Below are 25,758 nucleotides of genomic sequence, written 5' to 3' on the forward strand. Positions count from 1 at the left end.
AGAAAATCAAATAAATATTGCTCGTGAGCGAATTTGAATTTAGTTTTATTTGATTGGTAAACATATACGGTGGTTATTTCCAAAATGGAAACAACCACTTTTCATCAAGTTCAAAGATTATTGTTAAGATGTCTCATCGATTGTTCAATTAATGCAGGAAATGACGCATTCCCGTAAACACCAAAGAAACACCGAGCCGGTTTGCCGTCTCAATAACTTCCGCGTCACGGATCGAGCCGCCGGGGGACAAAATGTACCGAAGGCCGAATTCGTTTGCGTAAACAACGCTGTCATCGAACGGGAAGAACGCATCGGACGCCATGACACATTCGGAAAAGACTTGTTTGACATATTCTTCGTATGTCATCGCTTTTTGAAGTTCTTCGTTTCTGTCATACATTTCTTTTAAATTGTTTCGGGCTTTCGGCGCCGCCAATTTGCCGATGGAGTCGACACGGTTGGGCTGGCCCGCGCCCATGCCGAGAAGCATATAACAGCCGGATTCATACTCGTAAGCAATGGAAATTGAATTGGATTTGATGCACTTGCAGGCGCTCATCGCGAATTCGGATAGCCCTTTCTTGGAATCGGGGAACGGCGCATTTGTTACGACTTCCCATTTCTCGAAAAGGCCGACATCGCGGGTTTGTTCCAAAAGACCGCCGGTAACGTGCTTGTAAACGTATTCGCTGTCAAACGGCTGGTCGAAATTTTTCAATTCCATAATTCTCAGCGTTTCACTTTTCTTTTTGAGCATTTCAAGCGCTTCAAGCTCAAAGCTCGGCGCAACGATGATTTCAATGAATTTTTTATCCAACAGTTTGGCTGTTTCGACATCAAAAGCGCGGTTGACGCAGACAATGCTGCCGTATGCCGAAATCGGATCGCCGTCCCAGGCGGCGAGGAATGCTTCTTTAAGCGTTTTTCCGGTTGCAAGACCGCACGGATTGTTGTGTTTAACAATAACAACCGCCGGATTTTCGCTGTTTAAATCTTTCAGCGTCAGCAGCGCATTATCCATATCAATATAATTGTTATAGGAAAGTTCTTTGCCGTGGAGCTGCTTGGCATTTGAAATGTTCGGGCCGCTGCCGTTCAAGTCTTTGTAAAATGTTGCTTCCTGATGCCAGTTTTCACCGTAGCGCAATTTTTCGCCGCCGACAAAAGAAAGGCGCTTCACTTTTTCATCCAAAAGCGCTTTGCTGAGAAATGTGTCAACCGCGCTGTCGTAATCGGCGGTGTGACGGAACGCTTTGACGGCTAATTTTTTCTTTAAATCATAAGAAATGTCGCCGGTTTCATTCAGTTCGTCTGCAACAGCGGCGTAGTCGGCCGGATTGCAAATGACGGTAACGGAGGCGAAGTTTTTAGCCGCGGACCGGAGAAGCGTGGGGCCGCCGATGTCAATGTTTTCAATCGCATCTTCCAGCGTGACATTCGGATTTGCCACCGTTTCTCTGAACGGATAAAGGTTGACGGCAACGATATCGATTGCAGTAATGCCGTTTTCTTCGGCCTGTTTGACATGGCCGGGATTTTCGCGCAGATAAAGCAGTCCGCCGTGCACTTTCGGGTGCAGTGTTTTGACACGGCCGTCCATCATTTCGGGAAAACCGGTGATGTCGGACACATCTTTAACATCAATTCCTTCTTTTTTCAAAAGTGCGGAAGTGCCGCCTGTTGAAATAATCTCAAAACCGTTTTTGATAAGCGTTTTTGCAAATTCTGTAATGCCTGTTTTGTCGGAAACACTGATCAGTGCTCTTTTGGTCAAAAAAAATCACCTTAAAATTTTGAAATTTGAATTTTGTTCGGTTCACATTGATTTTTAGAAAATCCTTCTAAAATCATCTTTTAGAGTTCATTCTTAAAATAAATCTTCAAAGCTCGTTTTAAATTTTATTTTAAAGTTTGTTTTAAAACTCATTTTAAAGTTTGTTTTAAAACTCATTTTAAAGTTTGTTTTTAATACTCATTTTAAAGCTTATTTTAAAACACATTTTAAAGTTTATTTTAAATTTTAAGTTTATTTTAAAATTAATTTTTAAAACGCGCTTTTAAAATTCAGAACCGTCGTCGTTTCAAATTCATTTTGAATTTATTATAAATCTTATTATTCTATTTTGGATTAAACCCCGTTAAAGAGCTGTTTGAAAAATAAATACCTTTTGAACAAAAACATTCGGTTGAACAGAGATTCACGGACAAAAAAACTTATCAATCTTGCAGGTCTCTAATCAGTTGAAAAATATTCAATACGCCGCATTTTTCGATTGACACCGATTGATTTCGACAATTTCTTATCGATTTTGATTGAACCTGACTTTCATATCGGATTTCGGCGGAATTATTTCGTTTTTAAGATTTGCAGGTTTCTCAAAAATGAATCATACAGATAAGCGTTACGAACAAGGGAAAGCTCTTCTTGCCGAAGGCAGAAATGATGAAGCCGTCACGATTTTTGAATCACTGACACAAGACATGCCGAAGTTTAAGAAGGCATGGGAAAAATTGGCTTATTCTTATATCAATGCGGGCCGAATGGAAGATGCCGCACGCTGTTATGATGAAATTTTAATCCGCTATCCGAAAGATGCTTTTGCGCTGTACCAAAAATCCGTTCTTGAAGAAAAAGCGGGCCAATTGGACAAAGCGTTTGAATCCATTGAAAAAGCGCTCAAATTTGAACCGGAAAACGCGGAATATCTTTATTCCAAAGGTTTTGTTCTTTACCGCAAAAAAAGATTGAACGAAGCCATCGGTTGGTTTGACAAGGCGCTTGAACTGGATCCGTTCTTTTTCGCCGCGGCCGATTACAAATGTTTGTGCTTGATGACGCTCGGCATTTATGATGAACTTATTTTGTCCTGTTCGGAATACATCGACAGATTCAAAGACTTCGCCGACCACGCGGCAGCCGAACTTGACCACAGCGAACGCGGCGGCGAGCTTTTCGGTAAAGAATCTGAAATGATTAAAAAAGAGGACATTTGGCATCTTTACAGTTACCTTTCTTTTTCATACATGAAGCTCGGCGCTTTCCGCCAGGCGGAAGATGTTTTGCAAAAAGAGCTTGAGTTCGATTACGAAAAATCCCGCGTTTATTATTATCTCGGCCTGGTTCAAAATGCGCTCGGCAAATACGAGCAGGCAGCGTCTTCTTACACCATGTCTCTGGAATACGAACCCGGCTTTATGTCCGCCCGTGTCAATTTGGGATTGGTTTACGCCAAAGCCGCCGAAACCGAAGTCAGAACCGCGGGCAAAGTCACCGAACACGCAAACGAATTGTTCAAGAAATCACTTGCGCCTTTGAATGACGTTTTAACCGCCGAGCCTGAAAATTTAAGCGTTCTTTATGAAACCGGCAAAATTTATTTGACGCTCGGCGACCTGAAAGACGCTGAAAACGCTTTCAACGAAGTTCTTCGCTTAGATTCCGGATTTGTTCCGGTCTTCGAACATTTGGCAAAGATGAAATTCAACGCCGGCGATTACGAAGCGGCGCTTTCTTTCTTATTCGACGCTCAAATCAAAGATCCGTTCAACTACGAAGTCATGAACTTAACCGGCGTGATTTACTCCAAGAAAGGCGACAACGAATTTGCGCTCAAATGCCTGGTCCGCGCCGAAATGCTGGACCCCGCCAATCCGAAAGCGCATTACAACAAAGCGCTCATCTTCATGAAAGAAGAACGCTTCGAAGAAGCCGCCGCCGCTTTGTCTCAAATTCGGGAAGCAGACGCAGAAGATAACGGCATTTCTTACCCCAAAGTCTTGGATTTTTACGGCACATCGCTTCAAAATATCGGCAAATTTGAAGAAGCGCTTGCGGTTTTTGAAGAACTTCAGAAATTGAAGCCGGAAGATGAAAGTTTGAACGAAACGGTTTCGTTTTTGAAAAATGAAATTAACTTGTGATTTATTTTCAGTTAAAATCAGAAAATATTTTTAAAATTTTGATGGCAGATGAAATTGTAAAATTTTAAATGATTTTCATCATTCGTCTCTAAGTTTATTTTCCATCATTTTCCTTTTAAGTTCGCCTTCAATATCGACTTCGGCTCTAAGCTTTGTCATAATTTCGCGAGCTCTTTCATCGGATTTTTTAATTTCTTCTTCACTATATTCGATTCCGTCTCCGCTCAATCCTTTTTGAATTCTTTCAATTTGTAAATCGAATGCTTTGCGCATTCTTTCGGATTGAATTTCAAGTTCGACTTTTTCTTCAGGCGTTCGTTCAGGTGCCCGACCGACATAAGTAAAAATTTCCTCAAAGGATTCACTCTACATTTTCAATCTTCCTTTTCTGTGATACGATATACAATTGTTTCTACTTTATCGGTTTGTTTTACCTGTATAAATCTTTTTTCAATTTTTGTTATTTCATAAGTTTTGTTTCTCGGCCTCAAAAATTCTTTTTCATGTGAATCAAGATATAACACATTTGTATTCGGCAGCAGTTCCAATTGAAAAATAATCGAATTTTTCGGGTTTATGTAATTCTGAATTTGTTCAATATCCGAGCTAAAACTCCCAAATGCTTTTTCACAGAACGTTTCGCCTTCATAAGGCCGGCTCAGCCATCGTAAATCGCTGACGCCTCTGTACAAAATGTATTCCTTATCCGTTTTGCTTTTTTCAATGGCGCTGTCAATGCCTTGAATGGTTTCTTCAACCAGATTAATTTCAAACGGTGTCATTTTTTCTTTGAATTTTTCATCTCTGCAATAAGAATTAATGACATAGCACCATGATTTTTGCATCCAATTCTCAGGAATTTCAAAATTCCAGTCATTCTTTTGCAAATTCCGGCTTAAAAAGTCCTGATAATTGCCGATGCATACTTTTTCTTTTGAAGACAAATCTTCTCTTTCAAAATAAGGTGTCAGAAATTTGCTGCTGTTGTAAACGGAACGTTTTTCAGCAACAATATTCCCGTACAGATTTCTAAAATCGTTTTCGCCGGAATAAATGAATTTTTCAGTTTGCTGTTTCATACAGCAGAATTTTCTTTTTAAAAAATAAGTGAATCGTTTTTTTCAAAATGCAAAATTTTATAAATCATTCTTCTTGATTGCCGCTTTCTGCCTTCCTTTTTCAAGCTCTCTTTCAACAATTTTCATCGCGCACAAATCGCCGCACATAGAACACGCTTCCGTATCCGATCCCGAGCTTCGCGCTTCTCTGACGGCGCGGGCATGCTCGGGATCGATTGCCAAACTGTACTGCATTTCCCAATCCAGATTTTTGCGTGCAAAACCCATCGCATCGTCCCGCTCTTTGGCTCTGTCTCTCACGCCCTCTTTGACCAAATCTGTTGCGTGCGCGGCAATCTGTGCGACCTGCATGCCGACTTTGATGTCATCTGCCGTCGGCAGCGCCAAGTGCTCGGACGGGCTGACCATGCACAAAAAGTCTGTTCCGGCAGCGCCTGCGACAGAGCCGCCGATTGCGGATGTGATGTGGTCAAATCCGGGAGCGATGTCCGTCACAATCGGGCCGAGCAGGTAAAGCGGCGCGTCATGACACGTTTCTTTCATGAATTTGACGCTCATTTCAATTTTATCCAAGGGAACGTGCCCCGGGCCTTCGACAAAAGTTTGAACAAACGCTTCGCGCGAGCGTTTGACGAGTTCGCCAAGCACGAGAATTTCTTCAAACATCGGGGCGTCGGCCGCATCGTGAATGCAGCCGGGGCGCATGCCGTCGCCGAGGCTGAGCGTCACGTCGTATTCCTGCGCGATTTCAAGCAAATAATCAAATTCGGCGTAAAACGGATTTTCGGCATCGTTGTGGCTCATCCAGGCAACGGTGAAAGAACCGCCGCGGCTGACGACATCCGTAATCCGGCCGGCTTTCATCAGCTTGTCAACTGTATTTTGATTGATTCCGGCATGAACCGTCACAAAATCAACGCCCTGTTCGGCGTGTCGGCGGACTGCGTTGAACATGTCGTCAGCCGTCATCTCGACAACCATCGGCGCGGTTGCGGCGGCATCATACAGCGGCACCGTTCCGACGGGAACGGAAATTTCAGACAGAATTTGTTTTCGAATCGCATCCAAATCGCCGCCGGTTGAAAGATCCATGATTGCGCCGGCGCCGTATTGAACGGCAATTTTGGCTTTGCTGATTTCATCTTCGGCGTCAATGTAGTCGCGGGATGTGCCGATATTTGCGTTAATTTTTGTGCGCATGAATTTGCCGATGCCGGTCGGAAGCGTATCGCGATTTGCGTTTTTCGGAATCGTCACGAGCCCTTTGGCAACAAGAGAGCAGAGTTTTTCAGGATCTATTTTTTCCGCTTCTGCAACCGCTTTGATTGTTTCGCCGACGATACCGTTTTGACATTCTTTCATGAGTGTGGTCTGTGTCATATGTTTTCACGTATTACATCTCCTTATAAATAGTATTTGAAATCGCCGTCAGTTGTTTATATAATTGTCATTGCTGTTTTTCTGTTCCGACAAAATGTCTTCTTTTTCAAACAAAAAGTCTTATATATTTGACATTTATTGTAGTATATGTGACACAACTTTCATTGAAATATTTCGAAAAGAATGTGAAAACATGACAAAAAATCTCAAAATCAAAGCCGCGCGCGCCGCCAAAGACATGACGCAAAAAGATCTGGCAGAAGCGGTCGGCGTGACAAGGCAGACAATGAACGCGATTGAGGCGGGCGATTACAACCCGTCGCTGAATCTGTGCATTGCCATCTGCAAGGCACTTGACAAAACACTGGACGAACTCTTCTGGGAGGAATAAAAAATGGCAGCAAAATCAAATTTTGACGAAAAGCAATTGATTGACAGAAACCAAACTGCATTTGAAACAATGATGCTGATTTTTGTCTTGCTCATGATCAGTATTTTTATTAAGATCATCCACGGACCGTGGGCGGCAGGCTATACGGAAGAATCTGTTTTTCTTTTCATTCCGATGGCCTATTTCTTCGGGCGTTCCACTTTGAAAGGCGCTAATTTTTCCATGAAAGAGAAAAATCCAAAATTGGTGGCCGGTCTTGCAATGATTGCCGGGCTGCTTTGTTTGGTAACTTTTTCGGTGAGTCTCATGAAAGGCGCTTCTTTGATTGAAAACGGCATGCTTTCCGGAGAGTGGTATTATCTGCTTCTTTCCCTGCCGGTTTTATCGATTGCAATTGCCTATCTGATCCGGAGCAAAACAAACAAAACAGGTTTGGAAAACCTGAATGAATCTTAAAATCAATCTTAAAATTACATCTTAAAATTGAATTTTAATGTCGGCTCTTAATATGACGCTTACTGCTGAATCTTAATGAATTTAATACAAAAGTGATAAAAATGACAGCCAATTCAAATTCTTACAATTCAAAACACTATGATGAAAAACAATTGACAGACCGGTACAAAATCTCATTTGAAACATTAATGCTGACTTTCGCCATGATTTTTTTCGGCGGTATGTATAAAATCGTTTACGGCCCGTGGGCCGCGGCAAATACTGAGATGATCATTCTCGTCGGCCTTCCCACGACTTATTTCCTGATTCGAGCCGTTTGGAAAGGCGCTTATTTCTCCGCCCGGATGAACAGTTACACCTGGTCGCTTGTTCTCTTTGCAGTCTTGGGTTTGTTCAATATCGGCGTTTCAGTTTATTCCGTCATGAACGGCGGCGCAGCCATTGAAAACGGCATGCTTTCGGAAAACCTGTTCCAGCTGTTCGTCGGCATTCCTTTTCTGGCAATACCGATTGTTTATCTGATTAAAAAAGCAGTTCATAAGAACGATGACGAAGACTGATTGAAACGATGAAAAAAAATCAAAACAAAACAAATCAAAACAAAACAAATCAAAACAAAACAAATCGATAAAATAAATCGAAACAAAACGATAAAACAAATTGAAACAAAACAAATCGAAAATAAAATAAATCGGAACAAAAATCGAATAAATTTTTGAAAAATAAAAAAGAATAGAACGAATCATTCGTTCTATTTTCTGTTTTAATTTTAAATTGCTTTGAGTTTTATTCAGATGGCTTTCTTTTCTTCCGGCTTGATGAAATCGGTCAAAATGCCCATGGACTGAAGTGTTTCCATGATTTCTTTGTAAGCCAAATAAATTTCAATTTGCGCAGTTCCCGTGTTTTCAATGCGGGGTTCGGCGGAAATCCAAACTTCCTGTTCATTGTTGCCGCGTGAAATCATCGGGCAGGAGAGCAGGTCGGCGTGGGTGAGACGGTAAACCGCGTTTGATCCCGAGGATGTAAACCAGGCCGTGTTCTTTGCTCTGAGCTCGTCAATGAAACGGTCCCAGTTCAAAGGCGTGGATGCTTTCAAGTCCAATTGCAAGTGTTCGCGTTCGCCGTTGACTTCTGCCTGGAGGACATCTTTGTAGCCGCCGTATTCGGAGGAAAGCGTGTCGACATGGGAAACTTCGTCGGTTTCGAGTGTTTTGGCTTCGTCTTCAAAGAAGGGAGCCAAATTGTAAACAGAAGATTTCTTGGTCATCAAAGAAACAATGATGATTGCGGCGGCACTGAGCGCCATACTGACAATCACACCGTGGCAGGTCAGAATCGGGCTGAGCGTTTCAAGGTAGTAAACGCCGGCTGCGTTTGTGCCCATGTACATGTCGATTAAAACCATGCCGATCTGACAAACACCGCCGACAACCAAGGACGCGATGGCGCCTTCTTTGGTTGCGCGCTTCCAGTAAAGACCCACCATGAGCGGGAAGAAGTAAGCGGCACTGGCAATGTACGTTGCGATGTGGATGTATTCAATGATGTTGATGCTGGTAAACGCGATTGCAGTCGCGCCGAAAATGATAATCAGAACAGCAATTCTGTTGATGACTTTCAATTCTTTCATCGTTGCGTCGGGTTTGATGTATCTCTGGTAGATGTCACGGGAAATTGTCGAACCGCCGGATGTTGCAAACGTGTCCATACAAGACATGGCGGCAGCCGTCAAACCGAGAGCGATCATCACAATTAAGATTCCGGAGAAATTGTTTAAAGAATAGCTCAAAAGGGCGATTTCAGCGTCTCCCATGTTTGAAACTTCGGGGAACAAATAGCGAAGGCCGAGACCAAGGAGACAGCAGCAAATGCCGAAAATGATGAAAATCAAAAGTGAACCGAAGAAAAAACCGTTTCTGGCATTCTTTTCATCTTTTGCGGCCCAAACTTTCTGCCATTGGTCGTGTTCGGAAATCCAGCCGGGAATAATCGCGACACAGAAAATGATCACAAGCGGCAAACCAATTGAGAACGGATTCCACCATCCGGTTCCGGATTGAGAAGACGAAATAAAATCGCCGACGGAAAGTGCGCTGAGGTCGGATGCCGTGAACAAAACGGCAATTGTCAGGAAGATTGTCACGGTTGCCAAAAGGAGGTACTGAATCACGTCGGTCCAGACGACAGCGGACAGACCGCCAAGTAAAACGTAGGCTGAGACGGCAACGACAATCAAAATGGCGGCGTAGATCGGGTCCAGGCCGAAGAAAACATTAAAGATAAGCATTAAACCGGAAACGTCGGCTGCTGCGAAGAGCATCATGACGATGGCAACAATAATTGCGACCGGCAAGCGGATGGAACCCGCATATCTCTGTTCGAGCAGTTCGGGCTGGGTAATTGCCGGCAAACTTTTGATTTTGGAAACCAAAAGACCGATCACGAAAAGAGCGATCACGTTGGGCGCTGCGAAGGTCCAGATGGAGCCGAGACCGCCGAGCAAATAAGATGCTGTCACCGCTAAAATGCCGCCGCCCGTAATCCAGGAAGCCGCTGCGGAGAAACCGATCGGGATGTAGCCGATTTTTCTTCCGGCCAGCCAGAAATCAACAACAGATTTCTGTTTTTTGCTGTAGTACCAGCCGATTGCAAGCAGCACAAGAATGTAGATTGCAAGGCAGATACCGAACATGACTAACATATTCATTTAAATTCACCTGTATTAAATTTTATAAAAATTACAATAAATACCCGTTTTTAACAACGTTTTCCCTTTTTCCTTGAAAGACGCTGTTCACAATCCCTCATATATAATTGTGAATGAAATTGAAAATGTGCGTAAATTCATTTTAATGTTTCGTTCATTTTAGTTGTTTTGAACGCAATTTTAATTGCGTTTTTGGCTCCGCGCATCACATTTTTTAAAATTTGTTTTTGCAACTAAAATGATTCATTTTTCAAAAAAAACTTTGAATTTTGTTAAATTTTTATTTCCGAATTTATTTAAACTCCGACAATTTATTAACCGATTTTATCTATGAGTTATTATCATTGAATGTGAATGAAATTAATATCATTGAAATGTGAATACTTTTCAAAAATCGATAATTGTTAAAATCGATAATTGTCAAAATCAATAATTGTCAAAATCAATAATTGTCAAAATCAATAATTGTCAATAATTTATCAATAATTATCAATAATTTAATTAGCATTTCTACTGAAAATTTCTAAATCCGGAGTTTAAAATGTCAGACGATCTTTCTTTTTCGGAAAAATACCGCAATGAGCTGGCGCGCAAATTTCTGCATATGTGCTCGTTCATCATTGTCATTTTCATTTATTTCGCTGACAAAAAAACGGCTTGTATTGTCATCGGCGCTCTTTTTGCGCTTCTTTTCATCGGCAACACAATCCTTTTGTCTTCCGGATTCCGCGTTGTCAACGACATCAAAGTCAAATATTTTTCATTCCTGCTGCGTGATGATGAAAAATACGGATACATCAGTTCCAATTGGTTTTTACTCGGCTGCTTCTTTTCCGTTTTGCTTTTTCCGAAATACATTGCAATGCTCGGAATTACGGTTTTAATTTTCGGCGACGCTTTTGCCGCGCTCATCGGCATGCGGTTCGGCAAACACAAATTCAAAAACGGAAAATCACTCGAAGGAACGCTCGGCTTCATTTTTGTTTCTTATTTGTTTTTGGCAGGTTTTGCTTTTTTCCTGCCGGACATCGGTTCGGCTTTTATCGCGGCCGCGCTGATTTCAATTCCTTTTGTCGCCGTCGCGGAAATTTACAGCAAGCAAATCAAAATCGATGACAATCTGGTGATTCCGCTTGTTTTCGGCGCTTTGATGCTTCTTTTCATGAAGATTTTTGAAGTACTCGGACTCTTTTTGTAACGGATTTCAAAAAAGAGCAGCAGCTTTGTTCTTAATCTTTTAAAAAATTCGGACGGCTCGCGCGCGCAGCCGGCATAAACATAAAAAGTAAAACTTCATAAAAAAAGCCGGATGAGTTTTCGTCATCCGGCATAAAGTTCTTAGGTTAATGAAGTTATGATTTCGTTTTTATTTTTCGTTTTGTTAATGGAGTATTGTTTACGGCACGGCGGCTGCAAACATCAGCTGAATTATTTCTGTTTCTTTGTGACAAGGAACCAGGAGTGAACGGTCTTTTCGCCGTCGCTGCCCCAAGTGTCTCTTTCCTGTGCGCCGGCAAATGTTTCGGGGGCGCCCATCACGACATCGTCTCCGGGCATCCAGTTGGCGGGCGTGGAAACGCCGTCCTTTTCATTGACCTGAAGCGCCTGAAGAAGTCTTTTGATTTCTTCCATGTTTCTGCCTGCGGAAAGCGGGTAGTAAAGGATGGCTTTGATTTTGCCTTCCGGATTGATCATGAAAACCGCGCGAACCGCTTTTGTGTCGGATGCGCCGGGCTGAAGCATGCCGTATTTTTTGGCAACGTCCATTTTAATATCGGCAATGACAGGGAATTTAATTTCAACGTTTTTGAGACCCTTGTATTCGACATGATCTTTGATGTCTTTGAGCCATGCGATGTGGGAGGTGATGCTGTCAATCGACAAGCCGATCAGTTCCGCGTTTAATTTTTTGAAATCATCCTGCATGGTTGCAAAGGTGATGAATTCGGTCGTACAGACCGGTGTGAAGTCGGCGGGGTGGCTGAATAAGATGACCCATTTGCCCTTGTAGTCTGCCGGAAACTTCATGAATCCTGTTGTTGTCTGAGCTTCAAATTCGGGCGCGTCGTCACCGATTAAAGGAAGAGATGCAGTTTCTTCAAATTCCCAGCAGTCACAATATTCTTCTGTCATGTATATCACTTTTTAATTTTTGTTTTTATTTTATTTATTTAATTTTTGTTTTAATTTTGTTTTTAGCGCTGTTTTCAGCGAACTGTTTTTACAATTCAGTTTTCTGAGTGCGGTTCTTGAATCATTTTAAAAAGAATGGTGCAAAAATCACAATTTTCAGATTAACTTCTTATTGGCAATTATTATTAATAATAGTTTCTGTTGAATCTTACAAATTTTATAATTCTTAATTTTTCAGATTTTTCAGAATCTTAATACTGCAAAAATAAATTCTTTTGATTAGAATAAATATGTTTCTATATAATTTTCAAATCTCTTTCAACACACAAAAAAAGAATGAAAATATTCAAAAATTTGAACATGAAAACAAATTAAATAAAACTCGGGCGGACATGTAAAGGTTGAGCCAAACGAAAAATCGGTAATTATAAATGATTGACATTAATTGAAAAAAACTGAAATTGGAAATGGCTGAAAAATTAAAAAAGTCGAAATTAAAAAAGTTGAAATGAAAACGGTTGAAAATTGAAAAAGGTTGAAAATTGAAAGAGTTGAAATTGGAAAAAGTTGAAATTGGAAAAAGTTGAAAATTGAAAAAACGGAAATTAAATCTGATTTCCGTATTTCGCTTTCAATTTTTGATTCAAATTGTCAACCTGTTCGACCGCCGTTCCGATGTATTTGTACGGGTTGACCAAATTTTCAATGTCTTCGCCCGTTAAAACAGCGGCCAGTTCTTTGTCCGAAAGCAGCGCGTCTTTGAAGTGAACATTTTCTTCAACGGATCTCATTGCGGCCGAGCGGACAATTTCGTGCGCTTCCTGACGGCCGACGCCGCGAAGCGTGAGTTCGATCATAATGGCTTCGCCCATGTTTAAACCGTTGAGAAGATTCAAATTTCTGTCAATGTTGGCCTGATTGAATCTCAAGTTTTCCAAAACATTGATGCCGAGATTGATAATGTGGTCCGCCAAAATGCAGCCTTCCGGGAAAACGATTCTCTCAGCCGACGAATTCGTCAGGTCACGCTCGTCCCAAAGCGTATTGTTCAAAAGTTCCGTCTCAACAAAACCGCGGACAATGCGCGCAAGGCCGCAGATTTGTTCGGATTTGATCGGATTTCTTTTGTGCGGCATCGTTGAAGAGCCGACCTGTTTCTTGCCGAATCCTTCTTCAAGTTCGCCGATTTCACTGCGCTGCATGGAGCGGATTTCGGTTCCGATTTTGTCGAGCGTTGTCACAACGCCGGCCATCCACATCACAAATTCCGCGTGGCGGTCTCTTTGGATCAGCTGGTTGGAAACATCGACGGCGCCGAGTCCCAAATATTCCATTGTTTTCTTTTGGAGCTCAATGCCGTTTTTACCGAAAGCCGCCTGTGTTCCGACGGCACCGCTCATCTGACCGACCAAAAGGCGCGGCTTGAGCTCGCCGAGACGGTCGATGTGGCGGTCCACTTCGGACGCCCAAATCGCAAAGCGAAGGCCGTAAGTTGTCGGGACGCCGATCTGTCCGTGCGTTCGGCCGCAGCAGACTGTGTTCTTGTGGTCTTCCGACTGCTTGATCAAAATGGCAAGCAAACGATAGAGTTTCTCTTCCATGACAGCAACAGCTTCCTTGAATTGAAGCGCGGTTGCCGTGTCTAATATATCGTTGGACGTTGCGCCGAAGTGAACCCACTTGCCGGCATCGCCCTGACACTGTTCGGCAATCGCTTTGACAACGGCCATCATGTCGTGGTTGATTTCATTTTCGATTTCATCAACACGTTCCCATTTGACGAGCGGAAGAGAGTTTCCGATTTCAAGCGCGGCGTCTTTGGGGATCATTCCGAGGTCGGCTTCGGCTCTGGAGAGCGCAATTTCTGTTTCAATAAGTGTTTGAAGTCTTCTTTCCTGAGTCCAAACATCTTTCATTTCCTTTGTTCCGTAACGGTATTCAATCGGGTGGATAGGCATTTCTTTTGCTCCGTTATGATAATCATTTGATAAAATAAATCGTAAATTCATTTGGTGTGAACCAATTGTATTTTGAATTCATTTGAGGTGAATCAATTGTATTTTGAATTCATTTGGTTGTGAATCAATTGTATTTTGAATTCATTTGAGGTGAATTCATTGTGATTTGAATAATTTCGTTGTGAATTCATTTGATTTTAAATAAATTTTAATAAATCTGTCGGGTTTGCACTTTTTTCATGACATATATTATAGACGGCGTACAAACGGGAAACAAATTTATCGGTTCATGTGAAAATAGTCTTGATGTTTAAAACAGATATAAATTTAATGTGTTCAACGAAAAATATCCAAAACTCTTATATGTATTAAGTGATAGTTATCATTCCTTTGAACAACAAGTTAATTGATATTTTATGAGCCTGTTTTACGGTTCAGCTGATGTATTTTAACTTAAATTCATAATTTTTACAATTATTCAATTAATCATTCAATTAATTCAGGTGAATTATATGGGAAAATTTCCGGAAGCAGACGAACGCTTATTAAAGAAAAAGATTTGTATGAAATGTAACGCACGCAACTCTATCCGTGCAACACGCTGCAGAAAATGCAACTATCCGAACCTTAGATTGAAAGCAAAGGACAAGAGCGGAGCGTGATCCCGTAATGACGGTGGAAGAGTACCTCTCGGAAATCATTCAAAAGGAAGGCGTCGCTCACGTCACTTTGATCGACCCGGCCTCGCAGAAACCCGAAGAGGCGGTACGCTTGGCAACCGAAGCTGTTGCCGGCGGAACAAACGCAATTATGCTCGGCGGCTCAACAGATGCCGGCGGCCAGCTTTTGGACCTTACCGCCAAGATGATCAAAGAGAACGTCTCGGTCCCCATCATTCTTTTCCCGGGCAGCACGTCCGGCTTTACAACCAACGCGGACTGCGTTTTGTTCATGAGTCTTTTGAACTCCCGCGACCCGCATTATATCGTCGGCAATCAGATGCTCGGCGCTTTAACGCTTTACAAAACCGGCATGGAATCCATTCCGATGGCATATCTCGTTTGCGAGCCCGGCGGAACAGTCGGCTGGGTCGGAGACGCGAAACTTCTTCCGCGCGCCAAGCCGGAACTCGCCGCAGCCTACGCCTTAACCGGCAAATACTACGGCATGCGCTACACCTATCTCGAAGCAGGATCCGGCGCAGACTCACCGCTTCCGCCCGAAATGATCGGAACGGTCAAGCACGTCTTAAAAGACAGCGTTTTAATCGTCGGCGGCGGAATCCGTGACGGTAAAGCGGCAGCAATCTGCGCGAAAGCCGGCGCCGATATCATCGTGACCGGAACCGCGATTGAGAAAGCCGATGATGTCAAAGCCTTAACGGCCGAAATCGTCATGGGTGCCAAAATGGGCAAAAAAGCTTAATTTGCCGAAAAATACAAAAACAATTTATTATTTCCGCCGCTTTTTGCGGCTTTCTTTTACTTTTATTCTTATTTCTTTTGACTTTTCCTTTGCGGAGGTTTTAGTGTGCTGAAGGTCTCTCATCTCGTTAAAGAATATCAGACGGCTCACGGAGAAAAACGTGTTTTGAATGATTTGTCTTTTGAAGTATCCGCTGCCGAAATTGTCGGAATTACCGGAAAAAGCGGCGCAGGCAAAACCACTCTTTTAAAAATTCTGCGCGGCGTTGAATCTTTTGACGGCGGCGCAATTGAAATTGACGGCCAAATCATTTCGCCGGATTCCGGAAAAGAGGGCGAGAAAATTCTTCGCCAGGCAACCGCGATTCATCTTCAGCGCAATTTCGGCCTTTGGAGCGGTCCTGCTATTGAAAATATTATCCGCAGATTGAATTTCCACATTGTCGGCACTGAAGCGCTTCCGCTTACCGATCATTACACTTATCAAGATCTTTATGACGAGGCGCTTTCCATTTTGAAAATGGTTCACCTGGAAGAAAAAGCGCTCCACTCCACCGACCAGCTCAGCGGCGGCGAAAAACAGCGTCTTGTTCTGGCCCGCCAGATTGCCGCACGCCCGAAAATTATGCTTCTGGACGAGCCCGTCACGATGACCGGCCCCGATACGAAGCAGGAAATTTTAGACGTGATTTTGGAATTAAAAGAAAAGCTCAATATTCCGATTCTTGTCGTCTCTCACCTTCCCGAAGTGCACGCTTATCTTGCCGACCGCGTTTTGTTTTTAGAAAACGGCAAAATCGCAATGGAAGGCGATCCCGTAACGGTTCTCAAATCTTTCCTCAAAGACATGCAGCCGAAAGAATCTTTGCTTGACATTTCGGAACTTATGCCGTGCATCCGCGCAAAAGATGTTTCCAAACGCTACAGCCTGATTCGCGTCGGCGAAGTTTTAAACATTCAGAATTTGAATTTTGACATTTATGAAAAACAAATCACGACTTTTATCGGCAGCTCCGGCGCCGGCAAAACCACCGTGATGAAATTGCTTGAAGGAATGGTGCCGCCGACATCGGGAACGATTGAAATCTTGTACCGCGAACATGAAAAAGAAAATCCTGTCAAATCCGAAGACGGCAAATGGATTGACATCGGCGCTTACAATGAAAACCGCATCTATCTGCGCAGCGTCATCAGCATCATGAATCAGGAATTTTCAATGTCGGTGAATTCCACCGTCCGCGACCAGATTCGATTCCGTCTGAGCATGAAAACAAGACATGCGATTGACACTGCAAAAGAACGCGCCGCAGAATTCGGAATTCCGCCGCAGGTTTTAGACATTATTTATCGTTTGCCCGACATGACGACGGAAGAAAAAGACACGGTCATGAGCGAGCTTGGAATTCCCGAGGACATTTTCTCTCAGCTTTTCCCCGTTTTCCCGTCTTCAAATGTCGACGAATACGCGGCGCCGATTTTCAAAGCGCTTGATTTGCCGCTTGAAATTTTGGATCAAAAACCCGATCAGATCAGCGGCGGCGAACATGTCCGCGCGTTTATCGCGCTCAGTCTGGTGACGTCTCCCGATTATTTATTCCTTGACGAGCCGTTCGGCGACTTGGATCCCGTCACGCTCCGTGATGTGACAAACGCGCTCAAGCGCATCAACAAAGAATTCGGAACGACAATCGTTATGGTCAGCCATCACATGGATTTCGTCAAAGAAGTTTCCCACAGAGCGATTTGGATTGACAAAGGCGCAATCGCAATGGACGGCGCACCCGCTGAAGTGTGCAACGCGCTGATTCAAAAAAGTCATGCCAAATATTTGGATTTTGACATTGAAAAATTGATGCAGGAATAAATTTTCTGCATTTTTATTGTTTTAAAAACAAATCTTTATATTTGCTGTTTCTTCTGCTCCTTTTTTTGTTTTTGCTTTTGCTTTTGTTTTTGTTTTTGTTTTTGTTTTTGCTTTTGTTTTTGCTTTTGCTTTTGCTTTTGCTTTTGTTTTTGCTTTTGTTTTTGCTTTTGTTTTTGCTTTTGCTTTTGCTTTTGTTTTTGCTTTTGTTTTTTGTTTTTTGTGTTTTGTTTTTTGTTTTTTGTGTTTTGTTTTTTTGATTTTTCTTTTCGTTGATTTTGGCAGAAACATTTTAATCTTTTTATCTCCTCATGAGTGACAAGGTGAAATACTTATGAGTTCGGAATTATCCCCTCAAGTTCAAAATCAAATTGCACAAATTCAACAAGTACAGCAGCAGGCGCAGGCGCTTGCAATGCAGAAATCTCAGATCGACGTGATGGTTAAGGAGGCGGAAATGGCAGTCGAAGAGCTGGAAAAAGCAGCTGACGATGCCGTCGTTTACAAATCCGTCGGCGAACTGATGATTAAATCCGACAAAGCGTCTCTTTTGAATTCTTTAAAAGAGCGTCAGGAATCGTTTTCTTTAAGGGTTCAGTCGATTGAACGCCAGGAAGAGCGCTTAAACTCCCGGTTTAAGCAGCTTCAGGAACAGCTTCAAAGCATGCTCGGAACTTCCGGCGGCGGCGAGGACGAAGACTAATCTCAGCCGTGACATCTATGAGGGTCAACGATTTAGAATTCTTCAATCGCCTCCTGGATTATCGGAACATACTCTACATTTGCCACAGAAACGCGGACCCTGACGCCATCGGCAGCGCTTATACGCTGGCCGAAGCTGTCGGCGGAACCATCGGAATCGTTGATGACTGCAACCGGGTGGCTGCAAATCTCATCGACAAATTAGGCATTCCGGTCGTTCTTTGTCCCGATCCGAATGATTACGACATGACAGTCGTCGTTGACACATCAACGCGCGGCCAGCTCAATGATTTAAAGCTCGAAGAGTTTTGTCTGATTGACCACCACGCAACAACGGCGCTTTTGGATGACGCTGAATTTTATATTCACGAAGAAACCACGTCAACCGTTGAGATTATTTTCAGAATTCTCAACGCGGCGGGTATCCACATTTCCCCGAAAATGGGTTTAGCCATGATTACGGGAATTATCACGGACACCGGTCATCTGAAACATGCCAACGCGAGCACATTCAAGACGCTTTCGGGAATCATGGAAGTGAGCGGCGTTGATTATTTCGATGCTTTGGAATTGATGGCGGCAACGCCGCAGGACATTTCAATCCGCATCGCGATGCTCAAAGCGGCCATGCGCTGCCAGGTCGAGCGTGTCGGTGACTGTCTGATCGCAACAACGAATGTCAGTTCGTACGGCGGCGCGGCAGCGTCCATGCTGACCAACATCGGCGCAGACATCGCCTTTGTCGGTTCTTCCAAGGACGACAACAGCGTGCGCGTCAGCGGCCGGGCAAAAAGAGATATGATCCTATCCGGCGTGAATCTCGGGAAGCTGATGGAAGATGTCGGCGACAAGTACAACGGAACCGGCGGCGGCCACAGCGGCGCTGCAGGCATTGATGCCGACTGTCCGTTAGAAACGCTGATGGGCGATTGTACAGAGTATGCCAAGAAACTTCTTGCAGGAGAAAGCAGTTCGCTTCCGTGCAGGAAAATTTCCGCCGACCAGCCCGACGAGGAATTGGAATATTTAAACAGCGCAAGCGATTGAAGCTGTTTATTTAATCTTTCTTTTTTTCTTTTACGGTAAGCAGTAGCTTTATTTTTTTGTTTCCATTTTCAATTTTAAATCCGGATTGCGTTTTCAAGTCATTTCAAAAGCCGAGGGTCATTTTAAAAATTTTAAAGCTGATGCTGATGCAGCTCGCGTGCGCAGACGGCGGCAGACAGCAGCGGTGACAGCAGCAGTGGTGGCAGCAGCGACAGTGTCGGCAAACAGAAACCTGACGATAGCTGTGCCCCCCGTTCGCGAGAGCGAACGGATGTGATAAAAATAAAATGATACATATGGGAGTGCCGGCAGTGGAAGCAGTAACGGTGGCAGCAGCGACGGTGGCAGCAGTGGTGGCAGCAGCAACGGTGGCAGCAGTACCGGTAACAGCAGTACCGGTAACAGCAACGGTGGCAGCAGCGGTGGGTGTATGCCTCCGCAACAGCAGCAGCAATAAATGCGGTTCCAACAATGGCAACATTAGCAACAACGGCAGTCACAATGGAAGCAGCAACGATGGCAGCAGCGACGGCAGCAATAAAATCCAAATCGGCGCCAATAATAATTGCAGCAGCAATTTTCAATCAGCTGTTTTCTGACCTGTTTTTTTCAATACATCTTTTATATTCGCGTGCCATTTTTTAGCATACAGAAATCTATTTTTAGTTTCGCAATATTCTCTCAATTTCCCGTCGGCGGCAAACAGGAGGAATATTTATCGAAAATTCAAATTCAATCGAAAATCAAAATCCGTTTGCAAACTGGAAACAAAAAACGGCTCTCTTCTTCGGGAGCCAGGCGATTACGCTTTTCGGATCGTCTCTCGTTCTTTATGCAATTATTTGGTACATTACGCTGACAACAGAGTCAGGCGTCATGACGATGATGATTGTTATTTGTTCCTTTGTCCCGCAGTTTCTGATTTCATTCTTTTCAGGCGTTTGGGCGGACAAATACAATCGGAAAACACTCATTATACTCGCGGACGGCGGAATCGCGCTTGCGACACTTGCGCTCATCGTTTACATGATGGCCGGCTACACATCCGTTGCCGCGCTTCTGTTTATTGCAGCAATCCGATCGGTCGGCGCAGGTATTCAAATGCCGGCCGTTAACGCAATCATTCCTCAAATCGTTCCGGGCGAAAAGCTTGTGAAAGTCAACGGCATCAACGGGTCGCTTCAGTCGATTGTCAACTTGGCGACACCCGCCGTAGCCGGCGCCATCATGATTTACGGTGAAATCTACAATCTCATGATGATTGATGTCATCACTGCGATTATCGGTATTTCGATTCTGCTTTTGATTTCAATTCCGAAACACAAAAGAGCGGAAACGCCGGTCAAAACAGGTTATTTGGCGGACATTAAAGAAGGATTCACATACAGCATGCATCATCCGTTTTTAAAACCGCTTTTCATCATTTACGCGTTTTTCACAATTTTGTGCGTTCCCGCATCTTTCTTAAATGTTCTGATGGTGACGCAGGTGTTCGGCGGCGATTATTTGTATCTGACGCTGAACGAAATGACATTCTTTGTCGGAATGCTCATCGGAGGACTCATCATCGGAACGTGGGGCGGATTTAAAAATCGCGTCAAAACAATGTGGGTCGGTTTGTTTTCTTTCGGCGCTCTCACAATCGGTTTCGGTCTCACGGATACGCTTTGGATTTATCTGATTCTGATGGGTCTCGTCGGATTAACGATGCCGTTTGCCAATTCACCGATCATGAGCATGATTCAGGAAAAAGTCGAGCCCGACAAACAAGGCCGCGTTTTTTCGCTGATGCAGATTCTCTTCTCCTCACTCATGCCGCTTGCCATGCTGTTTTTCGGGCCGCTGGCAGATTATGTTCCCGTTCAGACAATTGTCGTTTACTGCGGCATCGGCATCGTGATTGTTTCAATTGCCGTTCTTTTCAATAAGAAATTCTATCGGCAGGGTTTGTTTGAAGCAAAAACAGGAAATGAATTTGAAGAAAAGAAAGAGGAAGTTTTAGAATAAATTATGTTTTTTGAAGAGCTTTTAAAGCTCTTCTTACTGTTAATAAAGTTAAAAATTCAAATATTAAAAGTTGAAAATATAAAAAAACGAAAACTCAAATGAGTTTTTCAGTTTAATTTTTTAAATTTGCTTCCGAATTCGTTTCTTAAAAGAACACTTAATTCTTCGGGCGTTCCTTCAATAATATCTTTTTTCGGCAAAAGAAACACCTGCATTTTCGTCACATAAATTATGAATTCATTTTTCTTTTCTTCGGCGCTGTCAAGCATCGAATATTTGTACGTTTTTGTTTCAAGAGCACCGTTTTGCCGCGTTACATTTTGAATCAGTTCGGTTTCCGTCACTTCGTATTCAATAACGGCTTTGTTTTCTTTTTTCATCAAAAGATTCCGCATATTTTTTTGAATCATCGGGGCTGTAAGATATGAAAAAGGAATCAGTAAAATTCCGAGAACGATCAACAAGATTGACATTTTTCTGACCGTGCCGATGTTGTAAAACAGAAGCAGGAATATTATTCCCGGGAGAATTAAACAAAGCGAAGGTATGACAACGGCGCCGATTAAATGAATTTTGTACTTTTCGGCCATGAGCGTTTCCATTTCTCCGATATTTAATCCTGTTTTGACTTTAACATTCATGTTAATCGTAATGATTTGCAATTATTTATATGTTCAGAATTCCCAATTTTGTTTTCTGTCTGTTCGGGAATCATTTGTTTTTTATATCTCTTCTTTCATTCTTTTTTTGCATTTGAATTTGTCATCTGTTTGAAAATTCAATTTGCCGATAACAAAGGAGTTTAATTTATGCCTTACTGGAAACCCGAAATTGAGACGATGGATCCCAAAGATCTGCGTCAAATGCAAAGCGAAAAGTTGGTCAAGCTTGTGAAATACGTTTATGACCGCTCCCCTTTTTACAAAAAGCGCTTTGACGAGTTCGGCGTCAAACCGGAAGACATCAAATCAATCGATGATATCGGCAAACTCCCGTTTACCAAAAAACAGGACCTTCGCGACACTTATCCAAACGGCATGTTCTGTGTGAAAAACACGGACGTCGTTCGCTATCACGCGTCTTCCGGCACAACCGGAAAACCCACGGTCGTCGGCTACACGCAAAATGACTTGGACGCTTGGGCCGAATCACTCGCGCGCGGAATGACCGCTGCAGGACTCACCCAAGACGATATTATTCAGGTCAGCTACGGCTACGGCTTGTTCACCGGCGGTCTCGGCGTTCACTACGGTTCCGAAAAACTCGGCGCGACAACCCTGCCGACAAGTTCCGGAAACACCGAGCGCCAAATTACGCTTATGAAAGACTTGGACGTGACCGCCATTTGCTGCACGCCGTCTTATTTCTCTTATCTGATTGAAGCGGCCGAGCAAATGGGCTGCAGCATCAAAAATGACACCAAACTCCGCGTCGGCATTTTCGGCGCCGAGCCGTGGTCGGAATCTCTCAGAAAACGCATTGAAGAGCGCTCCGGAATCAAAGCGTACGACGTTTTCGGCACATCCGAACTCAGCGGACCGCTTTTCATCGAGTGCGAAATGCAGGAAGGCATGCACATCTGGAGCGATATGTTCCTCTTCGAAATCTTAGATCCCGAGACGAACGAGCCTGTTCCCGACGGCGAGGTCGGCGAACTGGTCGTGACAACGCTCGTTAAAGAAGCGCTGCCGCTCATCCGCTACCGTGTCGGCGATTTGGCATCGCTTGACACCTCCGTCTGCAAGTGCGGCCGGACACACCCGCGCCTGATGAGACTCAAAGGACGGTCTGATGACATGGTGATTGTCCGCGGCATCAACGTTTTCCCGGGACAGGTGGAATATGTTTTGGTTAAATTCCCCGAAGTGTCTCCGCATTTCATGATTATTCTCGACCGCGACGGCGAAATGGACAGCATGAAAGTTCAGGTCGAATTGACCGACATGGTGTCCGACAAATTGGACGATTATTACAAACTCAAATCCCGGATTGAACACGAGCTCAAATCCATCCTCAATCTTTACGCCGAAGTCGAATTTGTTGCGCCCGGAACAATTCCGAGATCGGAAGGAAAAGCTAAAAGAGTGACGGACAACCGTACATTTTGAAGAATATTTAAAAAATTGAAAATTTTGAAGAATCTTTGAAAAAATTTTAAAAATTTGAAAATATTTTAAAAAATTTTAAAAATTTTGAAGAATGATTGAATATTTATTGAAGTTGCGATATATTGAATTTATCGAATTATATTAAAATCAGAAGCAAAATCTGAAACTTAAAAATTAAATCAAGGAGTGATTCCATGACAAAAACCATTAAACAGATTTCTCTGTTTTCCGAAAACAAGCCCGGCCGGCTGGCAAAAATCGCCGACGTTTTGGGAAAAGAAAAAATCAACATTCGCGCGTTTACGATTGCGGAATCCGGCGATTTCGGCATTGTCCGCCTTGTCGTGGATCATCCCGACCAAGCGCACGACGTTCTGAAAAAAGAAGGCTTCACCGTTTCCGAAACCGATGTCATCGCCGTTGAAATCGATGACGTTCCCGGAAGCATGAAAGATGTCGCCGAACTTTTCGCGGAAGGCAATATCAATATTGACTACGCCTACGCTTTTATCGGCAGAAACCAAAAAGCCGTTTTGATTGTCCGCGTCAGCGATTTGGACAGCGCTCTTGATTTCCTTAAAAACAAAGGCGTTTCCCTTTTGGAAATCAATGATTTGCTTTAAACGAAAAATGCAGCATTAATGAAATACAACGTTAATGATTTGTTTAAATGAAAAATGACGGCATTAATGAAATACAACATTAATGATTTGTTTAAATGAAAAATGACGGCATTAATGAAATATAACATTAATGATTTGCTTAAATGAAAAATGACAGCATCATTTTTCTTTTTATTTTATTATATTTTGATTGAATTCTTCGGTTTTATTTTATGTCTCCACAGCCTGATTCTTGGAAAAGCAAACGCGGCGGAATTCACACAACGATTATCGGTGACCGTAAAGGCCGAAAAATCGCGTCTCTCGTTTCTTCTCACGAATCCGTTAAAAAAATTGTTCCCGGAATCATTCAAAGCAAAGGACCTTCCGGCGGTTCTTTCCGCGCCAAAGTTCTGCGTCCCGACGCCCGCGGAAATCTCAGACTTTTATTTACCCAAGGCACCAGTTTTCAGGAAATTATTCTTGTGACAACCGCCGCTGATTTAGCGGAAGGCGAAGCTGTTTCGGACGAATTGAACGCTTTGATTGAAAAAGAATTGGGCGAATGATAAAATTAACATAAACAGACAATAAAATAAACAGATAAAATAAACAGATAAAATAAACAAATTAACTAAACAGATAAAATAAACAACAATCGGAGACCACATTTTGATTTATTTAGGCGTTGATCACGGAACAAATGCAATCCGCTTTGCGGTTTTATCGGACGATTTGATTCGTTTGTTTGAAATCCCGAGGGCGGATGCCGGCAAAATGGATGTCGGAGAACTTCAGAACTTCATTGAAGATCATCTCGGAATGCCGCTTTCCGACATCGACTTGGCATGTCTGACTTATTCCATGGGCGACGGCATTTCTCAAATCGAAGATCTCCGTTTTGTTCAAAACCGCGGTGTTTTGGACACAACCGGCGCCGGAATCCAAACAAACGCCGGCACAAAAGTTTATGACATTTTTGCAAACGACATCTGTCCCGCCGTTCTTCTGCCGGGACTGCATCAGAATAATTCCGTGACGGACGCGCGAATGCAACACTTTTCCCATCAGGCAAGCCCGGAAAAAATCGGCATTGCATTTCATGCTAAATCTCTCGGCCACCGCCGCTTCATTCTTTCGGACATCGGCTCAAACACCGTCACGCTGGCCGTTTCGGATGACCAAATCCTCGGCGCCGTCGATGCCGCCGTTTTTGCGCCCGGCAAAAATCACGGACCGTTGGATGTCAATGCCATCCGAAAAGTTGATTCGGGCATTCAAACGGCAAACGAAGCGTTTTCAAATGCCGGTGTCGGCGATGACAAAAAAGCGCTTGCCTTTTTTGCCGCAATGGAAATTTCCGCTTTAGACGTTTTGATGAAAGATTACAACGCTGCCGACTACGACATTTTAATTGCCGGAAGCGGCGGCGAAGACATCGGCGTCCGGCGCGAAATCAGCCGGCTGCTTCAAAAACCCGTCGAATCCGTCGGCAGCAAAGCGGCGGCAATCGGGTGCGCCGAAATCGCCCGCGCCGTCATTTTCGGCGAAAAAGATATTTTCGGAATTCCCGTCAACTTCGATTTAACAGCCTGGGAAATCCGGCAGGGATACGGGCTTGAACTTTAAAATGCAAAACTTAAGTCGGAATTTTAAATTGTACAGAAATCTCCGGTTCGTTTTTGATTTTTTTAAAAATTTATGCAGCTCGCGCGCGGCCGGCAGCAGCGGCAACGGCGGCAGCAGCGGCAACGGCGGCAGCAGCGGCAACGGCGGCAGCAGCGGCAACGGCGGCAGCAGCGGCAACGGCGGCAGCAGCGGCAACGGCGGCAGCAGCGGCAACGGCGGCAGCAGCGACCCGTTCGCGAAGCGAACGGCTGCTTAAAAAGGAGGCCGCATTAAGAGATACATTAAGATTCAGCTGACCAAGCAGCAATTTGTTTTCTTGTTGCGCCGACCGTCATAAAATGCAGGCCAAA

General features: G+C 43.6%; 25 protein-coding genes. 15 read left to right on the top strand and 10 right to left on the bottom strand.

All coding sequences use genetic code 11. The features are described from left to right. Positions 1-148 precede the first annotated feature (148 nt). Positions 149-1,774 carry a bifunctional phosphoribosylaminoimidazolecarboxamide formyltransferase/IMP cyclohydrolase gene (gene purH, locus MmiAt1_RS07480; protein WP_318786265.1) on the bottom strand — a complete coding sequence of 542 codons (1,626 nt, stop codon included), beginning with the start codon at positions 1,772-1,774 and terminating at the stop codon, positions 149-151. Positions 1,775-2,382: 608 nt separating this feature from the next. Here purH and MmiAt1_RS07485 point away from each other — a divergent pair. Next, positions 2,383-3,921 carry a tetratricopeptide repeat protein gene (locus MmiAt1_RS07485; protein ID WP_318786266.1) on the top strand — a complete coding sequence of 513 codons (1,539 nt, stop codon included), beginning with the start codon at positions 2,383-2,385 and terminating at the stop codon, positions 3,919-3,921. A 78-nt stretch (positions 3,922-3,999) separates the two neighbouring features. Here MmiAt1_RS07485 and MmiAt1_RS07490 read toward each other — a convergent pair whose 3' ends face one another. The 3 genes from MmiAt1_RS07490 to thiC all read right to left on the bottom strand — a co-directional run bounded on the left by MmiAt1_RS07490 (position 4,000) and on the right by thiC (position 6,380). Next, entirely contained in the window at positions 4,000-4,194 is a 195-nt protein-coding gene (locus MmiAt1_RS07490; RefSeq protein WP_318786267.1) for a hypothetical protein, read from the bottom strand. Between the two features lie 101 nt (positions 4,195-4,295). Then, positions 4,296-5,000, bottom strand: coding sequence for an ADP-ribosyltransferase (locus tag MmiAt1_RS07495; RefSeq protein ID WP_318786268.1), 705 nt, complete (start codon positions 4,998-5,000; stop codon positions 4,296-4,298). Between the two features lie 57 nt (positions 5,001-5,057). Beyond that, on the bottom strand, positions 5,058-6,380 hold the full coding sequence (thiC, locus tag MmiAt1_RS07500) for a phosphomethylpyrimidine synthase ThiC (protein WP_318786269.1): 1,323 nt from the start codon (positions 6,378-6,380) through the stop codon (positions 5,058-5,060). A 193-nt stretch (positions 6,381-6,573) separates the two neighbouring features. Between thiC and MmiAt1_RS07505 the strand changes: the two genes are divergently transcribed. From MmiAt1_RS07505 to MmiAt1_RS07515, 3 genes are all read left to right on the top strand, one after another. Next, positions 6,574-6,771: a helix-turn-helix transcriptional regulator gene (locus tag MmiAt1_RS07505; RefSeq protein ID WP_318786270.1), complete on the top strand. Its 198-nt coding sequence runs from the start codon at positions 6,574-6,576 to the stop codon at positions 6,769-6,771. A 3-nt stretch (positions 6,772-6,774) separates the two neighbouring features. Further along, positions 6,775-7,227 carry a DUF6773 family protein gene (locus MmiAt1_RS07510; RefSeq protein WP_318786271.1) on the top strand — a complete coding sequence of 151 codons (453 nt, stop codon included), beginning with the start codon at positions 6,775-6,777 and terminating at the stop codon, positions 7,225-7,227. Between the two features lie 101 nt (positions 7,228-7,328). Then, positions 7,329-7,787, top strand: coding sequence for a DUF6773 family protein (locus tag MmiAt1_RS07515; RefSeq protein ID WP_318786272.1), 459 nt, complete (start codon positions 7,329-7,331; stop codon positions 7,785-7,787). Between the two features lie 230 nt (positions 7,788-8,017). Here the strand turns inward: MmiAt1_RS07515 and MmiAt1_RS07520 are convergent, their stop codons facing one another. Beyond that, entirely contained in the window at positions 8,018-9,937 is a 1,920-nt protein-coding gene (locus MmiAt1_RS07520) for a sodium:solute symporter family protein (protein ID WP_318786273.1), read from the bottom strand. 541 nt (positions 9,938-10,478) lie between these two features. Here MmiAt1_RS07520 and MmiAt1_RS07525 point away from each other — a divergent pair. Next, the gene (locus MmiAt1_RS07525) at positions 10,479-11,135 is read left to right on the top strand and encodes a diacylglycerol/polyprenol kinase family protein (RefSeq protein WP_318786274.1); all 657 of its coding nucleotides are present in this window, start codon (positions 10,479-10,481) and stop codon (positions 11,133-11,135) included. 230 nt (positions 11,136-11,365) lie between these two features. On the opposite strand, the gene MmiAt1_RS07530 is transcribed toward MmiAt1_RS07525, so the two are convergent. Next, complete coding sequence (locus MmiAt1_RS07530; RefSeq protein ID WP_318786275.1) at positions 11,366-12,070, bottom strand: peroxiredoxin; 705 nt, start codon at positions 12,068-12,070, stop codon at positions 11,366-11,368. Positions 12,071-12,675: 605 nt separating this feature from the next. Beyond that, the gene (purB, locus tag MmiAt1_RS07535; protein WP_318786276.1) at positions 12,676-14,028 is read right to left on the bottom strand and encodes an adenylosuccinate lyase; all 1,353 of its coding nucleotides are present in this window, start codon (positions 14,026-14,028) and stop codon (positions 12,676-12,678) included. A gap of 512 nt (positions 14,029-14,540) precedes the next feature. On the opposite strand from purB, the gene MmiAt1_RS07540 reads away from it, so the two are divergent. The 5 genes from MmiAt1_RS07540 to MmiAt1_RS07560 all read left to right on the top strand — a co-directional run bounded on the left by MmiAt1_RS07540 (position 14,541) and on the right by MmiAt1_RS07560 (position 19,062). Then, entirely contained in the window at positions 14,541-14,690 is a 150-nt protein-coding gene (locus MmiAt1_RS07540; RefSeq protein ID WP_316559076.1) for a 50S ribosomal protein L40e, read from the top strand. Positions 14,691-14,697: 7 nt separating this feature from the next. Next, positions 14,698-15,453, top strand: a complete 756-nt coding sequence (locus MmiAt1_RS07545) for a phosphoglycerol geranylgeranyltransferase (RefSeq protein WP_318786277.1) — start codon at positions 14,698-14,700, stop codon at positions 15,451-15,453. Positions 15,454-15,558: 105 nt separating this feature from the next. Continuing rightward, the gene (locus tag MmiAt1_RS07550) at positions 15,559-17,316 is read left to right on the top strand and encodes an ATP-binding cassette domain-containing protein (protein ID WP_318786278.1); all 1,758 of its coding nucleotides are present in this window, start codon (positions 15,559-15,561) and stop codon (positions 17,314-17,316) included. Between the two features lie 331 nt (positions 17,317-17,647). Beyond that, positions 17,648-18,016, top strand: a complete 369-nt coding sequence (locus tag MmiAt1_RS07555; RefSeq protein WP_318786279.1) for a prefoldin subunit beta — start codon at positions 17,648-17,650, stop codon at positions 18,014-18,016. A gap of 17 nt (positions 18,017-18,033) precedes the next feature. After that, the gene (locus MmiAt1_RS07560) at positions 18,034-19,062 is read left to right on the top strand and encodes a DHH family phosphoesterase (protein WP_318786280.1); all 1,029 of its coding nucleotides are present in this window, start codon (positions 18,034-18,036) and stop codon (positions 19,060-19,062) included. A gap of 131 nt (positions 19,063-19,193) precedes the next feature. Here MmiAt1_RS07560 and MmiAt1_RS07565 read toward each other — a convergent pair whose 3' ends face one another. After that, positions 19,194-19,646, bottom strand: coding sequence for a hypothetical protein (locus tag MmiAt1_RS07565; protein WP_318786281.1), 453 nt, complete (start codon positions 19,644-19,646; stop codon positions 19,194-19,196). Positions 19,647-19,797: 151 nt separating this feature from the next. Between MmiAt1_RS07565 and MmiAt1_RS07570 the strand changes: the two genes are divergently transcribed. Next, a complete protein-coding gene (locus MmiAt1_RS07570; RefSeq protein ID WP_318786296.1) occupies positions 19,798-21,069 on the top strand; it encodes an MFS transporter in 1,272 nt (423 codons plus the stop codon). A gap of 107 nt (positions 21,070-21,176) precedes the next feature. Here the strand turns inward: MmiAt1_RS07570 and MmiAt1_RS07575 are convergent, their stop codons facing one another. Then, complete coding sequence (locus MmiAt1_RS07575; RefSeq protein ID WP_318786282.1) at positions 21,177-21,671, bottom strand: YcxB family protein; 495 nt, start codon at positions 21,669-21,671, stop codon at positions 21,177-21,179. 207 nt (positions 21,672-21,878) lie between these two features. On the opposite strand from MmiAt1_RS07575, the gene MmiAt1_RS07580 reads away from it, so the two are divergent. From MmiAt1_RS07580 to MmiAt1_RS07595, 4 genes are all read left to right on the top strand, one after another. Next, positions 21,879-23,177 carry a phenylacetate--CoA ligase family protein gene (locus tag MmiAt1_RS07580; protein WP_318786283.1) on the top strand — a complete coding sequence of 433 codons (1,299 nt, stop codon included), beginning with the start codon at positions 21,879-21,881 and terminating at the stop codon, positions 23,175-23,177. 194 nt (positions 23,178-23,371) lie between these two features. Further along, positions 23,372-23,800 carry an ACT domain-containing protein gene (locus MmiAt1_RS07585; protein ID WP_318786284.1) on the top strand — a complete coding sequence of 143 codons (429 nt, stop codon included), beginning with the start codon at positions 23,372-23,374 and terminating at the stop codon, positions 23,798-23,800. Positions 23,801-24,012: 212 nt separating this feature from the next. Next, positions 24,013-24,348, top strand: a complete 336-nt coding sequence (locus tag MmiAt1_RS07590; RefSeq protein WP_318786285.1) for a DUF2103 domain-containing protein — start codon at positions 24,013-24,015, stop codon at positions 24,346-24,348. A 103-nt stretch (positions 24,349-24,451) separates the two neighbouring features. Beyond that, complete coding sequence (locus MmiAt1_RS07595; RefSeq protein ID WP_318786286.1) at positions 24,452-25,408, top strand: methanogenesis marker 12 protein; 957 nt, start codon at positions 24,452-24,454, stop codon at positions 25,406-25,408. Between the two features lie 70 nt (positions 25,409-25,478). On the opposite strand, the gene MmiAt1_RS07600 is transcribed toward MmiAt1_RS07595, so the two are convergent. Beyond that, positions 25,479-25,715: a hypothetical protein gene (locus MmiAt1_RS07600; RefSeq protein ID WP_318786287.1), complete on the bottom strand. Its 237-nt coding sequence runs from the start codon at positions 25,713-25,715 to the stop codon at positions 25,479-25,481. Positions 25,716-25,758: the final 43 nt, after the last annotated feature.

Source organism: Methanimicrococcus hacksteinii (assembly GCF_032714515.1).
Lineage (GTDB): Archaea > Halobacteriota > Methanosarcinia > Methanosarcinales > Methanosarcinaceae > Methanimicrococcus > Methanimicrococcus hacksteinii.